We start from the raw sequence: 14,581 nt of genomic DNA on the forward strand, positions 1-14,581 counted from the left end.
GGCGCAGGGGCGACGCCGCAAGCCGCAGCGCAAGCCTTTCACGGGCCGAATGCACCGTGAAAGGTGCGAACGGGTGAGGACGGAGACATCGTGAACCCTTGTGACCGCAGCGGCCGGGTTAGCGTGAAGGCACGGCGTTGAACATTCCACTGAGAGGAGGAAAACGAAGGGGGTAGTATCACTCCCATTTTGCATAACTACAGGGCACTCTGTTCCGGAATTTTGCCGGTAATCCTTTTCATGTCGCCAGCAGACAGTGTGACATTCACTACCCATTACCCGCTGGATACCCGTAATATGTGGGTAGATGAGCAAATACCATACTATCAAGCACGATCACATTGATAATATTAAAGTTTTCCCAAATTCTGTCGTTAATAACTATAGTCCCTTATATTGCCAGAGTATTTTTTAATGACTGATAACAGCATCCCCGTAGACTTTAATTCCAGAGACGCACTTTCCCATTTTAAAGAATGTTTAAGGTTAGAAGTCATAAACCGGAATGGAGAAAAGAAATTTTCATGGTTTAAGGTCTTTCACCGTGTGCTTTTTAGCCATAAAAAGAGATTTTACTTTTGGTGGCGACTTGCTAATTACATGAATCAGACACCGTCCAGACGATATCAGAAGTGGGCAAGGAAGATAAATGCTAATCTGCGTTGCAAATATGGTGCTGATATTAGTATCGAAGCGCAAATCGGTGAAGGCATGAAACTCAATCACTATGTAGGAATAGTTATCCGTTCTGAATGTAAGATAGGGAAAAATGCAAATATTCGTCAGAACACGACGATTGGAAGGAAAACGTCCAATGATGTAATCGGCATGACTGTAATTGGGGATAATGTAGACATTGGTGCTCATTCTTGCATCATAGGTGATATAAATATAGGACATAACGTAACAATAGGTGCAATGACATTTGTTAACAAAGATGTTCCCGACAACTCAATTATCTACAACCCAGTTACATCGGTAATAAAAACCAAATAATTTCAGAAAAAAGGTCGCAACCGCGACCCTTTTACAACCCTACCCTATGCAACTAAATAATCTAGAAAAATAGCTTACAATAACTATAACACTGGAACGTTAGATGGAAATTAAACATTCTTGATAGTTTCAGATTTAAAAAAATCTGGATTCTGTCGTCTATCAAATAGAAGTGCAGTGTTCTATTTAGCTCAGTGAGCAGATAAATTCAAAAGTGATGTATCTTAACGACTCCAGATATTAGCAGCACTAAAAGGTAATAAAGCCATCAAAATTAATGGCTTTATTGCCTTTAAATTAAAACAGACGCGCTTTTAAAATCAATTTATTTTGCGTTTATGGACAAAACTCGAATAAATTTTCTTCTCAAGTGCAATAAGGTTACGTGCCATACCTGTTACAGTGGTGACGTGATGACGGTTCAGCCAGTGCCTGACGAGTGAGTTGGGACGAATAACGCAGACTTCAGGCAGACAGAATTCGCTCATCCGGACCATACCATAATCACGATATACAACGAGGCCGATCGTCAGGACATCAGAGCTATATACCAGAATTTCTGTTAGCCATGCCTGCAGCAGCAACTCGCCTGGGCGGTACATTGGAGGAAGTTCCGGCAACACTTCCGCTGCGACGATAAAATTCCGGCTCGTACGTTCAAAAACATGAGATCCCTCATAACGGGCACCAGTATGCAGCAGAATAGTTTCTGCATCCCGCCACACGTCGCCGCAGATTACCCGCAGATCATCTTCAAGGACCATTTTCAGGTAATCATGGCACAGGCACTGAGACTCAGGGATACCTGATAAATTGACCTCAATGGAAATGTCGCGACCACAAACTTCCGCACTGATGGTTGCCTCCACCAAATTTTTATCGCACAACAGAGTTAAACCAGCCATCGCCTCTTTGCCGATACGGCCCCGCTCAATCATTGCCGAAATTAATTTCACAAGGGCATCCGTGGTCATTGTAGTTTTCATGGTCATCATCCAGCCATTCTCCTCGACATTAACTGTAAGAGCAGGCCAGCCGTGATTGTCCAGTATCTGGCATACACGGGTTGCAGTCAGAAGTGCATATAGATTCATTACTTTCTCCTTATTTTCTCTATTAGAAATGATTTCTTTTGCCGTCCGCTTTCTGGAGGCTGGTTGTTATCTTTTGCCATAAGCGAAGGGTGGCAACGTGCCATGAGGTAGAAGTCATGCCCCGGATGCAAAGCCGCAGCGCAAGCAACTGACCAGCGGGAAGGCGCGCGAACGGGTGCTGCAGCTGGCGGCTTGACTTATACCTGCACGGTGCGACCTTTTGAGCGATGGCAGGAGATAATCAAGAGGAGCTCTTAGGACTGCATGAGCGTGATTCTTCGTTAACAAACAGGGGATTAGGAAATGGTGAAATCAAAAACTTGAAAGTATGCTGAATAAGGCAATAATACTGTATATAAAAACAGTATAGAGGTGACTATGTTTGAATTATTGCGTGTTGATTGCGAACCGGAAATTATACCCATCCCTCTTTATAGCGAGAGGTGCCCGGCGGGGTTCCCGTCCCCGGCGCAGGACTATGTCGAAGCCGAACTTGACCTCAATGATTACTGTATATCCAGACCCAGCTCGACATACTTTGTGCGAGCTATTGGTAATTCCATGACTGATATTGGGCTACATTCTGGCGATCTGCTGATTGTTGATAAGGCCGAAAAGGCACACCACGGCGATATCGTTATAGCTGAGATTGAGGGTGAATTTACTGTTAAACGATTACTGTTGAAACCGAGACCAGGGTTACAGGCAATGAATCCTGCCTACCCCACTCTATGGCCAGAGCCTGAGCAGCTACAAATTTTCGGGGTCGTAACTGCCTTTGTACACAAAACCCGGGGACATGACTGATGTTCGCCCTGGCAGATGTGAACAGCTTCTATGCGAGCTGTGAGAAGGTCTTTCGTCCTGACTTACGTGATAAACCAGTGGTCGTTCTTAGCAATAATGATGGTTGTGTAATAGCCAGATCGAAGGAAGCGAAGCGGCTTGGGATCAAAATGGGGATCCCCTGGTTCCAGCTGAAGGCAATGCAGTTCCCGGAGAAAATCCTTACGTTTTCCAGCAATTATGAGCTTTACGCGAGTCTGAGTAACCGGGTCATGGCACATCTGGAAGAACTGGCACCCCGCGTTGAGCAGTATAGCATCGACGAGATGTTCCTGGACATTCGCGGCATCGATGGCTGTACTGACTTTGAAGATTTCGGAAGACAGCTGCGCGAGCACGTCCTAATCGGAACCGGACTGACAATTGGCGTCGGGATGGGCCCAACAAAAACACTCGCAAAATCAGCACAATGGGCTTCTAAGGAGTGGCCTCAATTTGGGGGAGTGCTGGCTCTGACCACTGACAATCTCCGTAGGACGGAAAAACTGCTCTCACTTCAGCCGGTGGAGGAAGTTTGGGGGGTTGGTCGACGCATAGGTAAAAAGCTGAATACATACGGCGTTACGACTGCACTGCAGCTGGCGCGCATGAACCCTGCGTTTATACGCAAGAACTTTACCGTGGTGCTGGAGCGAACAGTACGCGAGCTGAACGGTGAGGCCTGTATATCTCTTGAAGAAGCACCGCCCGCGAAGCAGCAGATTGTCTGCAGCCGATCATTCGGGGAGCGCATCACGACTTACGACGCGTTACGGCAGGCTATCTGCCAGTACTCCGAACGCGCGGCTGAAAAGCTGCGCGGAGAGCATCAGTTCTGCCGGCACATTTCGGTCTTTATCAAAACCTCCCCTTTTGCAGTCAACGAAGCGTATTACGGAAACGTGGCCAGCGAAAAGCTACTCGTACCTACCCGCGACACCCGGGACATCATTAATGCGGCAGTAAAAGCCCTGGACCGTATCTGGCTCGACGGGCATAGATATGCAAAGGCTGGCGTAATGCTGAATGACTTCACCCCTACGGGAGTAGCACAGTTAAATCTTTTCGATGACGCTAAGCCGCAGGAACGAAGCGAGGAGCTAATGAAAGCCCTGGATGGCATAAACCATTCAGGGCTCGGGAGGATATGGTTTGCTGGTCGTGGAATTGCACCAGAATGGCAAATGAAAAGAGAGATGCTTTCTCCGGCATACACTACCAGGTGGTCCGATATCCCCAGAGCCTCAATTTGAGTATCAGAAGAGGCCTTTCAGTTTGATCCGGGCCTCTTCCAGTCGCCGCTTCTCATCATCTTCAACGATTTCAGGCTTGGTTGCAGAATCAAATGTCCCAGCCCCCAGTTCTGCAAGCACATCACGAATATTGGCCTGGGATGGCTTCCATCCCGTTGTCTGACTGAGTAAACCCACCAGGCTATCAGCAGTGAAACTCTTATCCAACAACAGTGCTAGTAAGCCAGGAAGCCGCGGGTCGAGGTGGTGAAGTGCTAAGCCGGAGATAAGCGCTTTCCTATATAAATCCCCTCTATCGTTCCGTGGGACAGAGTCAATAATGTCTAAAGACACATTATCCGCCACCTGGTCCGGATGAAGATAAACCGTTAACTTCTTCCGTTCCTCGCTCACAGTCTTATTCCCCTTTAAATGCAGCGATGGCTTCAACGAGTGATGTTTGCGGCGAATCCATCATGACAACCTTCGAGCCCAGATGATGCCATGCAGCTTTAACAGCATCCTCGATCAGTGGCGCACCGCCACCAACAATATAAACCCGGTTAACGTCCTTGAATCCTGCCAGGTCATCGACCACCTGGGCACCCAGTGTAGCGATCGCGCTATCGATGGTATCCAACACCAGTGCTGTCTTGCTTTCATCGTTAATAACCTGACGGACGAAATCAGCGTTTGTACGCTGTTTGATAAGTTCATCGGCGACCATAGCGCTCGTGTTGCTGGATGCCATTTTTAACGCCGTGAGTGCAGCGTTCGTTACCAGCGATACGCCGATATCAGAGTTTCCATGTATCGCGCTGACAGAGTCGAACTGGCCAACGATAACGCCAACGTCGAGAGTTGTCCCCCCGAGATCAATCACCAGGGACTTTTCGTACTGCCCTACATTGTCTTTCACAAGGCGTTCAAATACGGCAGGCAAGGATTCAGGCATGACTTCGACGTGCTCGATGGTAAACACCTCGCCTTTATTCAATTTGACCGGACGCATCAGGTTGTCGATTTTCCTCTGAATATTCAGCTCATTCTTCTGACAATCCCTGGTGTAGAACTCACTGATAGGCAAGGTCACAGTCAGTGAGACAGGCTGAGGTTTAAGCCCGCTGTTAAGAAGTGCATGGTGAACCGCCAGAAGGTTTACATCGGTATATTGATACTCAATATGAGTAGTAAGAATGGATTCATTACTGACTTCGTCATAGGTGTATTTTTTACCTTCAAGCTCATAGTTGAAGGTCTGACGTACGCCCATACCTTCCACCTTCCACCCCTGACGAAAAGAGTTAGATGACAATGACTTATAAAGTTTCTTATTGTTGAGCCATGCAAGTTTTACAGTTGTTGAACCATCATCACAATACACTTTCATCCCGAACCCCTTGATACTCAAATTGAGAAAAATGTTTGAACTTAAGTGTCTAAACACTCAGATTGAGTATTAAATCATAAGTGTGAAATATTAAAACACAAGTATTATTTGTGATGTATTAAAAAATAATTCATAAATCACACTTCATACTTCACATTTTTTTGATTGCAGTTATTGACTATAACTACGTATGTGACAAAATAAATCATACTTCACACATCACATTTATGAGGCAGAAATGATTACTGTCGTAGGTGGAAACAAAGGCGGCTCAGGTAAAACTACAACGGCGTCAAACTTAGCAATAGCTCTAGCCCATGAGGGCCACGACGTATGCCTGTTAAATGGAGACTTACAACGGACGGCCGCTAAACATCATGCTGAACGTGAAGCATCGGGAATAGAGCCAACATTCACGCTCATCGAAAAATTCGATAATCTGACACAGACCCTTCGAGGATTAGACGAAAAATATGATCATGTAATCGTGGATGTAGCTGGCAGGAACTCAAGAGAATTCATTACTAGTGGCGTCGTCGCAGATCAGATCATTGCACCATTACAATGCTCACAGCCCGACCTTGATACATTGACAGAACTTGCTCAGCAAATTGAAGCTATGCGAGATCTCAACCCTGAGTTAAAAGTCTATTGCTTACAAAGCATGGCGACTACGAACCCAGTGCTAAGAGGAAATGAGCGGAAGGAGTTTCTGGAGTACCTGGAAGAGTTTCCAACTATTGAAACGCTGCAAACAGTAATCTGTTTCCGCAAGGTCTATCGAGATTGCATGAGCAACGGAACTGGTGTCGTAGAAACGAATAATGAAGCGGCGAAAGCAGAAATAATGCAATTAATGAAAGAGGTATTCGGATAATGGTTAAAAAGCCGAGCCAGCAAGCGACTACCAGAACAGGTGTCACGGCAGAACAAGCTGAAGCCCTCGCGCAGCGCCTTGCAGATAAGCCCTACGGAGCACCAGAAAAACCGGAACCTGAAAAACAGTGCCGCACGACAATCTCGTTAGGGGAGTCAATGTTAGTGAAGGTCGAAGATATAGCACTGCGGAACAAGCGTAACGGGAAGGATCCTAAAAACGTCAGTGCAATAGTCAGAGAAGCCCTTGAGCTGTACTTTCAGAAAACTGGCGGATAAAAGGACACCACATCATAAGTATGATATGTGAAGTATGATTTAGGCCGCATTTGCGGCCTTTTCAATACCAAACAGTTCCTCATAGCTTGCAGAGAAGTTAAATGGCTCCTTTGAGTAATGCCACAGCATCAGCACCCGGCATCTGAAACTGTACCCTGTGCCGTGCAGCCACATCGAGCGCGAACACCTTCGTATACACCTCCGTCGAGCTGATGCTCTTATGTCCCATTAAACTCTGCAGCACCTTCAGCGGTATGCCTGCGTACAGCATGTGCATCGCGTAGGAATGGCGGAATGTATGGGGCGTCACCGGTACTGAGAACGTCACCCCGTCGGCCGCCGCGGCTTCCACCGCTTCGCTGAGCCAGGTGCGGACAGTCCGGTCGGTAATCTCCCAGATGCGCGCCTTCTCGGTTCTGCCGCTGCGTTTGTTACGTCGTTCAAGAGGTATTTTCAGCGTGGCCACCATCATCTCCAGCTGACCGACATAGTTCGAATCAGAAAGCGGTACCAGCCGGTGAGCCTGACTGCCGGCAGGTGAGCGGCCGGCCGTTCGGGCCGCTTTCTCCGCCCGCTGCTTGAGTGTGGCCAGCTGCACGAACGGGTAGGGCGGCGCCAGGGAAAAATCACTCCGGGTCAGCGCCAGCGCCTCGTTAATGCGCGCGCCGGTATTCCAGAGTGTTGCCAGCAACATCTTGCGGTGGAGATCGGGTACATAGTGGAGCAGGGCACTCACTTCCGGCGCCAGCAGATATTTCGGCAGTTCGTCCTGAACGAGCGCCATCTGGCGCAGGGCCAGTGCGGCAGGGTAGTCGATGGCCACCGGCAGCTGTGCGGAAGAAAAGGAAACGCCCTGGCCAGGGATTGCCGGCATCATTGCTTGTTGTCCCTGCCGGACAGGTATTGCTCTGTAAGTCGTGCCAGTGCTTTCTGCGCGTAATCCTCGCCCGGGAGCACACTTATTTCTCCCCGGCGTTCCATCCCGGCGCCGATGGCGCTGAGGGTCGTCGTTATCGGAAGCAGCCGGCGCAGCTGCAGGGCGTGCCCGCATGCGGAACGGATGCGATCGGCAAATTCATCCTCATCGCGAGAATATGTCCCGGGCTCCGGCCGTTCCCTGCCGTCCTTTTCTGACTGCAGCTGCTGACACAGTTTCAGAAGGCCAATAATGTCATCGGTGGCTTCGTTTGCATGCGGATCGTTGAGATAATTGGGTTTCACTGGTTATCCTTACTCATCAGGGGACAGGTCGTTCTGAATCTTCCGCTGGCGTTGCACATGCCGGTGCCACAGCGCGCGCCGGTTGCGCCACAGGATGGACCCGATCCGCCTGCACAGTTCCCCTTCGCGCGGGGGAGGAAGATCGCAGATCCGGCGAAGACGCCAGGCTGTCAGCAGCACTTTCAGCCCCAGACGGGCATACTGGTACCGGGCGGATTCCGCGACGTCAGGTGGTGATTCGTACCGGAATACGCTTTCAATAACGTACCGGGCCTCCCTGTTCAGCGCCGGCAGGTTACGGAGACGGAAAAGCAGCCCCGGAGGAAGCGAACGCCAGTCTCCCTCGACTCCTTCCAGACTCAGGAGAGGCAGAGCCTTAACCGACCAGTTTTTTTTCACTGGCTCCGCATCGCAGGCCACATCACTGCACTGATCAGCAAAGTGCTCCAGCAGACAGATCAGTTCCGTGCTGATAAAGAGGCGCTCGCGGACCAGTTTATCTTCTGCCGCTCTTTCCTCACGCTTGCGGGTGAAGTAATGCGTCAGCGCTACACCGCCAAAAGCAGCTCCAACCGACGTAACAGCCGTGATAATTTGTGGTGCCAGGCCAATACTGTCCTTCACCACCTTCACGCCTTCGGTCGCAATAAACCAGTCAGCCATATTTGTTCCCTTACTGAAAAATCCTGCCGGTCATACTGACGCCGCGGTACCACGGAACGACTCAAAGGCCCGCATGGCGTCCGCCCTGGAGGGCAGCTCGATGCAGTCCCCGCGCTGCGGGTTAATCTCTTCGTCAGTGGCCTCGTTATACCGCATGCGCAGCCGCCATCCCGTCACGGGAGGCGCGTTCTGTATGGCCAGCACCATCCCTTCCGGCGACAGCAGCTCACGGAGGGTGTAGCAGGCGCCGATCCGGGTCGAGTCCCGCAGCCACATCACGGGGTACTCACTGACCAGCTGGTCATACACACATTCCGGCGTATGGAAGTAATTCCCGTCCGCCCTGCATAAATCACACATAATCCTTCCTTTACTGAGAAAACCCGCGAATTTTTTTTCCCTTCCAGCCCAACTCAGTCATAGGCCATCAGAAAGAAAAACCCTTTTGCCGTATCTGCGTTATTAAGGTCAATTTCTCCGAACACTATTTGAGCGTCATCGCTCGGCCGATACCCTGGCCAGTCGACCATTGACCAGTCATAACCTTCCGGTATTCGTATCTTTCTGGCAACGATATCTCCGCTTGCATCAAGTACGAGATATTCCTTAATGATGGCTTTTTCATCATCGGTAAGACGCTTATTTGAAACGAGCGATATAGTTTTGTGACCATCAGCAATGAGGGTATCAACCAGTTCCACATAGCCCATGCTTTATTCCTTTCCATTAAAATAGTCACTAAGAGTAATTATGACGCGCAGCATAATCGGCTAAGCACAACCCTGAGTCTGTCACCCGGATGATTTTCCCCTGCCGTCATCATTTTCAGGCTGATAATAAGCAGCAATATAGACACGCTGGTAAATTACCGGACGGCCGTTTCGGTGTGATCCGATTTTTTGCGTATTTAACAGTTTCCGGAAGTGTACCACGCACACGAAATAAGCAAAGCGGCAATATCTGCCCCTGCTCTACGGGTCACGGGGGAGGGGATAAACACAACATATAGAAGAAAACGCAGCTGAAAGCGTGGCACATGTTGTGTTTTATGGGCGCCGGGCGGGTGCTGACGATCGGCAGATCCGGGACCTGGGGTTTTCGGATCTCCGGTGAAGGAAATGAGGCATATTCATTTACGCATATAGAAATGCACCATCCATTCCAAAAATGAATATGGAAAATTTAACCAAAAGAGCATTGCTTAAATTTGAATGGATATATAAATTTGAAACAAACCGAACGCGAACGGTTTGTTTATTTTTTTTAAAACTACGTCAAAGAGGTATTTCCTATGAGCATTAAATCAGCCGTCGAACGAGCCAGGCGGAAGCGCACTTTCTCCAAGAACGCTGGGATGACAGAAAAGCGTGTCACGGTAAGAACAGAGCAGGACCAGCGCGAGCTGGACGCCCTGATCGAAAAACAACTGGCCCGTTTCGTCAAAACAGAACTCTCAGGGGCTGATGAAATGCAGGCCTTTTCGCCTCAGGTTCGTGAAGCTCTGGAGCATGCCCTGCTGCTGAAAGGATCGCCGGACTTCATTACCCCCCATGGTGCCTTCAGCACCTTTATCACCAAACTACTGGAGAATGGTCTGACGTCTGAAGTTGCCCCGGCCGTCGCCATTTATACCCGCGTGTACCCGACCAGCGTGGACTATGTGCTTAAATCAGTGCCGGCAAAGGCGAGCAACTATCTCTGCCGGTATGCCAGCAGCCAGGCCGTGATGAAATGGGCAGAAGAAAACCCCGGCTGGCACGAGAAGATCATCGACAGCCTGAAGGACGGGACCTTTGCCGGATATCTGCGACAGATCCGCGAGGCCATCGGGGCAGCAAACCTCAACTATCGTTTTCTGAAAATGCTGGAGCAGCTCTGTGAGGACGCGGGGGAGCTTTCTCCTGAGCTAAAGCAACAGACCCAGCAGATTCTGAGTCGAGCACCGGAAACGCTTGTGCTTTCCCCCCGTGAGTGGAATGAAGACTGTAATAATCTGCGTACTTTCGTTCTGTTTTTCATGCTCAGGGACCTGGAGACACGCTACGGAGAGAGGGCAAACCCGGACAGAACCTACATCACGCCGTTCTATAACCGTCAGCGTGAGGAGCAAGGCGTAATGAATTCCCAGATCATCACTTTTCATGAATCACAACCTATCGCCCGGAGCTATGACTATGGGGTCTGTATCGGCTGGCGTTACGACAGCTGGGAGCAGTTTTTTTATCAGGTCAGCCACGAGGCTGTCCATCTGCTCAATCCGAAGATCGCCCCGGACGGCATGCTCAGAACCAGTGCCCTTGATGAGGGCATGGCAGTCCGCTATGCCGAAGAAATGCTGGCGAAATACCTGCCATATGTCAGCCGGGCGTTTGTGGAAAGCCCGGTCGGTATGGACAGTCCTTACCATCACGCCTGGGAGGCGGCCAGAAAACTGCCGCATGATCTTCTTGCGCAAATCCGTGCGGAATTTGGCAGCTTCGGTACCATTGATGACCCGGTGCGATTCGCAGAAATGACTGCGCCGTGGCTGACAACAGCAGAAGCCACTCTGCTCAGCAGTGATTTTCGCTACAGCTAAGATCCAGGCCTTCTGAACTGACACGCCCGGACAATGCATAAGGCCCCAGCAGGGGCCTTTTTTGTACCCCTTCAGTTAATCAGCGTCCTGCGTATGGCGGCCATGACAAGTTCATAGTGAACGGCCGGACTGGCGGCCAGACGCAAACCGCCAGCCCAGCATTCGTCCGAGAAGATCACCGCCTCATTGCCGGTGCGCTGCGCTGGTTGCCGGGTGTCCAGCCAGCGAGTCTGTACTGTCTGACGTTTCTGATTCATGTTTCTGTACCTCTTTCGCTGAGTCACAGCCCTGATTGTGGCGTCACGACACGACAGCCTCCCGGCTATTTTTATTCCCCAAACATGGGGCAGGCTCAGAAAATGCGTTATCCGGGCTGCTCTCCTATCCGGGCGATGATGGATAAAACAAAATAGCACTTTTTGCTAATGACCTTGATGTACCAATTGGAGTAAACTTCAAGAGAGCGTTTTTGTTGACTTTTTACCACATCGGGTATAACATTTCTACTGTGACCCGCTCTGGTCACGTCCAGGTATAAAAAAACTTAGCCATCCTTACACTGAATCCGCATCAGATAGTGCGTCATTCCGGTGAGGGATTTTTGCGCCTTTTTGCCGGGAAAACAGAATGCTGAACGTAAAATAGAGAGATAAGGAGGTAACGCATGAACACAACTTAGACGGCAGTAAAACCAGAGTAGTACATACAGGGTAAGACTTATGCGGCCACTACGGGTGGAAAGCAGGGCACCCTATTTTCATCATCGAACCAGGAGATTGCGATGCGCAATTTTTCAGGAAATCAAACTTTTTATATAAGGATAAATCTTTATGGATTCAAACATTATGGACGTGGTGGCACAAGCCCACCCTATTTATAGCATTGGCAGTATTATTTACGACATCATTTACGGGCGTACAGGCGGATTACTGAAGAAAGCCTACACCTGTGGCAAGGCTCGTAACTACCAGCAAATGGTGCTTTGCGGCTTACTGGCGGCAATCAACATCGCATTTGTGGTGGCTATGGCTTTCGCCTTCGCTCCGTGGGTCAAGGCAATAATAGTGGCGAAGTTAGCAGCTTCACCTTTTATTGCGATGACCATAACCGGTGTCGGTTCCAACGCTGTTAACTATGTCTTCGGCTGGATAGTTGACGCTATCAGCCGAAAGGTTCTCTGAGCGAGAGATCCACAGTTTAACAGCTACCCCGGACAGAAATCAACCACCTGACCGGGGCTGAACGCGCGGTGCTTCTGCGGAGCACCGCCGTTTTGTCACGTCTGCCTTCCGGCGAAAGATAAATCGGTGATATCACGGGGCCGCTCCGTAATGTACATCGTGGCGGGGCGGGAAAGAAATGAAATTCCGTGCTAGAACGGATCGTTCTCCAGACCAGAGGCGGTTTCCCATGGCGGAGATACGGAGCCTGAAGGTTCTTTAATCTGCGGGGTATAGTGGTATGCGCTACGCCTGACGGCATCAGTGGAGTATTCAAACCGGGCAGCCCGTATACCGTGAACGCTGACCGAACCGAGATCTATCTCCAGGGATGGTGCCCGGCGATCGTCCTGAAGCGATAGGCCGGAAAGATCATGCCTGTCTGCCCGCGGAGAAAGGGTTTCCTGAGTCGAAATAACCTCTGTAACACAGATATCTGGCTCCCATTCATCTTCGGCATACTGATGGCCATATCTGATTATGCAGTCTTCCTTTGCCGGCAGAGTCATAAAGGCAACACGGGAGGACTTATGGAACAACACAACGTTATACCGTTCCTCCAGATCCGCCCCCGGCAGCTGCACGGAGGGATAAAGGATACCGTCAAGATTAAACCGGGAAGGATCCGCCAGGTATTCAGCTATGACCTGTGTCGGGATATAGCTGAAGTCTTCTTCACCGGGCAGAACCGGAGCGACAATCCTGCTGATAAGTGTGGACAGGAACGCGGCCTGCTCACGTCTTTTTATGTAGTCCGGGTCGAGCAGGCTTCCACTCTCCAGAACACTTTCAAGTGCAGGCAGGTTCAGAAGACGGAGCGGTCGGATAACGTTAAACTTAGCGCACACCACGTTGCAGCCTACCGGTGGACGTATCTCTGAAATAGCCGTATCGACTGAACTGGCGCCATAGAAGACCGAAATTCCTCTGGCGCTCATACGGTTGGCACCGCTGATCTGATGCGGCGGCGGCCCTAACTCTTTGTCCGGTGTCACAAGTATCTGTTCCATCTCATGATGATTACGGCACCACCGGGCACGGTACAGTGACGGGATAGCGGTACCCGGGCCGGCGTGAATAATCACAGGCTTTTTTCCACGGGCGCGCATTGTCTCTACCCCCCGGAATATGCCGTCCAGGGTGGCGCTCACGGCATTATTGATGAAACGTGATTCAGTTTTCAGTGAGGTAACAAAATTTATCCACATGGAATCGAGACGGCCAGTGCTGATCTGACTGCGTTCAGCATAACAGGACTCCCGGGCAAACTCGGTCTCCAGTCCCATCACATCGGAATCAAAATCAGAATGCCTGTATTCGAGCAACTGCTGAATATCGTCAGCAAGCTCACGACTTGTCTGGAGTAAATCCTCAATGAGCTGCACGATTTCCTCCCCCTCACGGAACCACTCATAACCGTCAATATGACGAAGACTGGCATATTCCATATCGTTCGGTTCAGTGGGGGTCCGGTAAAAATGAGCTTCAATGGCTGTTTCTGTCAGGTCACATACCTCCTCCAGGGAGAAACAGGGCTGGACTTCCGCGCAGTAATGACAGGTCTCTAAAGTTCCTTCCTTCTGAATCCTGTGGCGTAAAAATTCTTCGGCAATACAACCAGCACAAACCCAACTCTCATCTGACTTTTCTGCATTCATAAAAAGGCTATCTCCGAGGTATTACTCTGCTCAGGAAGTGTATCAGACGTAACCTGACTGACATTTCAGAATTAGACAATTTCCGGATCTGCGCGGCGGGAAACCGGAAAAGAATATGACAATTAAGCTACATGCTAAAAATCATATCAGGTATGATATTTTGCGTTAATAACATAATCATATCTGATATGATATTTATCAATTTATGTGTAAATCAAACTAGATATGATTATCAACTTAACCGGACATTATCATACTGAGCGTGCAGGATGGATAAAGAAATAACGTTTTCACTCAGCTACCATCAACTGACAGCAAGAACGGCAGAGGTGATTAAAGCTATCAAAGAACGCAGGGGGCAGACTGCAGATACAAAGCTGGCATGCGTTGAGGCGGTCATACTTCTGTGGTCTGAACTTGCTACTGAAGGCGCATCCGACATCAGACAGGTACAGGATGACATCCGGCTTCTTCAGGAATTCGCAAACGGAATGAAGGCATGACTGACACGGTAAAAGGCCGCCGCCCGTCCCCGCTGCAGCGATGTTC

Annotated in this window: 18 protein-coding genes; 8 read left to right on the forward strand and 10 right to left on the reverse strand. The window is 49.7% G+C overall.

The features are described 5' to 3' along the window. Positions 1-414 precede the first annotated feature (414 nt). The gene (locus L977_RS04795; protein WP_052192609.1) at positions 415-996 is read left to right on the forward strand and encodes a serine acetyltransferase; all 582 of its coding nucleotides are present in this window, start codon (positions 415-417) and stop codon (positions 994-996) included. Positions 997-1,316: 320 nt separating this feature from the next. Here the strand turns inward: L977_RS04795 and L977_RS04800 are convergent, their stop codons facing one another. Then, positions 1,317-2,090, reverse strand: coding sequence for a hypothetical protein (locus tag L977_RS04800; RefSeq protein ID WP_032650511.1), 774 nt, complete (start codon positions 2,088-2,090; stop codon positions 1,317-1,319). Positions 2,091-2,468: 378 nt separating this feature from the next. On the opposite strand from L977_RS04800, the gene umuD reads away from it, so the two are divergent. Together umuD and L977_RS04810 are read left to right on the forward strand one after the other, a co-directional pair. Beyond that, positions 2,469-2,897: a translesion error-prone DNA polymerase V autoproteolytic subunit gene (gene umuD, locus L977_RS04805; RefSeq protein ID WP_032650510.1), complete on the forward strand. Its 429-nt coding sequence runs from the start codon at positions 2,469-2,471 to the stop codon at positions 2,895-2,897. Next, positions 2,897-4,168 carry a Y-family DNA polymerase gene (locus L977_RS04810; RefSeq protein WP_047625026.1) on the forward strand — a complete coding sequence of 424 codons (1,272 nt, stop codon included), beginning with the start codon at positions 2,897-2,899 and terminating at the stop codon, positions 4,166-4,168. The genes umuD and L977_RS04810 overlap by 1 nt, the downstream gene beginning before the upstream one ends. Before the next feature lie 3 nt (positions 4,169-4,171). Here L977_RS04810 and L977_RS04815 read toward each other — a convergent pair whose 3' ends face one another. Next, positions 4,172-4,561: a plasmid partitioning/stability family protein gene (locus L977_RS04815; RefSeq protein WP_032650508.1), complete on the reverse strand. Its 390-nt coding sequence runs from the start codon at positions 4,559-4,561 to the stop codon at positions 4,172-4,174. Positions 4,562-4,565: 4 nt separating this feature from the next. Continuing rightward, a complete protein-coding gene (gene parM, locus L977_RS04820; RefSeq protein ID WP_032650507.1) occupies positions 4,566-5,537 on the reverse strand; it encodes a plasmid segregation protein ParM domain-containing protein in 972 nt (323 codons plus the stop codon). Between the two features lie 238 nt (positions 5,538-5,775). Here parM and L977_RS04825 point away from each other — a divergent pair, with 238 nt between their 5' ends. Both L977_RS04825 and L977_RS04830 read left to right on the forward strand, forming a co-directional pair. After that, a complete protein-coding gene (locus L977_RS04825) occupies positions 5,776-6,414 on the forward strand; it encodes an AAA family ATPase (protein ID WP_032650505.1) in 639 nt (212 codons plus the stop codon). Then, positions 6,414-6,692: a hypothetical protein gene (locus tag L977_RS04830; protein WP_032650503.1), complete on the forward strand. Its 279-nt coding sequence runs from the start codon at positions 6,414-6,416 to the stop codon at positions 6,690-6,692. The genes L977_RS04825 and L977_RS04830 overlap by 1 nt, the downstream gene beginning before the upstream one ends. A gap of 97 nt (positions 6,693-6,789) precedes the next feature. On the opposite strand, the gene L977_RS04835 is transcribed toward L977_RS04830, so the two are convergent. From L977_RS04835 to L977_RS04855, 5 genes are read right to left on the reverse strand one after another with little or no spacing between them, the layout of a single operon-like run. After that, positions 6,790-7,569 (reverse strand): site-specific integrase, encoded by a 780-nt coding sequence (locus L977_RS04835; protein WP_047625029.1) that lies wholly within the window; start codon positions 7,567-7,569, stop codon positions 6,790-6,792. Continuing rightward, entirely contained in the window at positions 7,566-7,913 is a 348-nt protein-coding gene (locus L977_RS04840) for a hypothetical protein (protein ID WP_047625030.1), read from the reverse strand. Before L977_RS04840 ends, L977_RS04835 begins: the two co-directional genes overlap by 4 nt. 9 nt (positions 7,914-7,922) lie before the next feature. Next, positions 7,923-8,576 (reverse strand): hypothetical protein, encoded by a 654-nt coding sequence (locus L977_RS04845; RefSeq protein ID WP_047625032.1) that lies wholly within the window; start codon positions 8,574-8,576, stop codon positions 7,923-7,925. Positions 8,577-8,606: 30 nt separating this feature from the next. Beyond that, entirely contained in the window at positions 8,607-8,936 is a 330-nt protein-coding gene (locus L977_RS04850) for a hypothetical protein (RefSeq protein ID WP_047625033.1), read from the reverse strand. A 53-nt stretch (positions 8,937-8,989) separates the two neighbouring features. Further along, positions 8,990-9,286, reverse strand: a complete 297-nt coding sequence (locus L977_RS04855) for a hypothetical protein (protein WP_047625036.1) — start codon at positions 9,284-9,286, stop codon at positions 8,990-8,992. Positions 9,287-9,930: 644 nt separating this feature from the next. Between L977_RS04855 and L977_RS04860 the strand changes: the two genes are divergently transcribed. Beyond that, complete coding sequence (locus tag L977_RS04860) at positions 9,931-11,154, forward strand: hypothetical protein (protein WP_047625037.1); 1,224 nt, start codon at positions 9,931-9,933, stop codon at positions 11,152-11,154. 71 nt (positions 11,155-11,225) lie between these two features. On the opposite strand, the gene L977_RS04865 is transcribed toward L977_RS04860, so the two are convergent. After that, on the reverse strand, positions 11,226-11,411 hold the full coding sequence (locus tag L977_RS04865; protein WP_047625039.1) for a hypothetical protein: 186 nt from the start codon (positions 11,409-11,411) through the stop codon (positions 11,226-11,228). 573 nt (positions 11,412-11,984) lie between these two features. On the opposite strand from L977_RS04865, the gene L977_RS04870 reads away from it, so the two are divergent. After that, complete coding sequence (locus L977_RS04870) at positions 11,985-12,335, forward strand: hypothetical protein (RefSeq protein WP_047625040.1); 351 nt, start codon at positions 11,985-11,987, stop codon at positions 12,333-12,335. A gap of 191 nt (positions 12,336-12,526) precedes the next feature. Here L977_RS04870 and L977_RS04875 read toward each other — a convergent pair whose 3' ends face one another. Further along, positions 12,527-14,032, reverse strand: a complete 1,506-nt coding sequence (locus L977_RS04875; RefSeq protein WP_047625043.1) for an RES family NAD+ phosphorylase — start codon at positions 14,030-14,032, stop codon at positions 12,527-12,529. Between the two features lie 269 nt (positions 14,033-14,301). Here L977_RS04875 and L977_RS04880 point away from each other — a divergent pair, with 269 nt between their 5' ends. After that, the gene (locus tag L977_RS04880; protein ID WP_047625045.1) at positions 14,302-14,535 is read left to right on the forward strand and encodes a hypothetical protein; all 234 of its coding nucleotides are present in this window, start codon (positions 14,302-14,304) and stop codon (positions 14,533-14,535) included. Positions 14,536-14,581: the final 46 nt, after the last annotated feature.

It is taken from the genome of Enterobacter sp. ZOR0014 (genome assembly GCF_000798855.1).
Lineage (GTDB): Bacteria > Pseudomonadota > Gammaproteobacteria > Enterobacterales > Enterobacteriaceae > Enterobacter > Enterobacter kobei.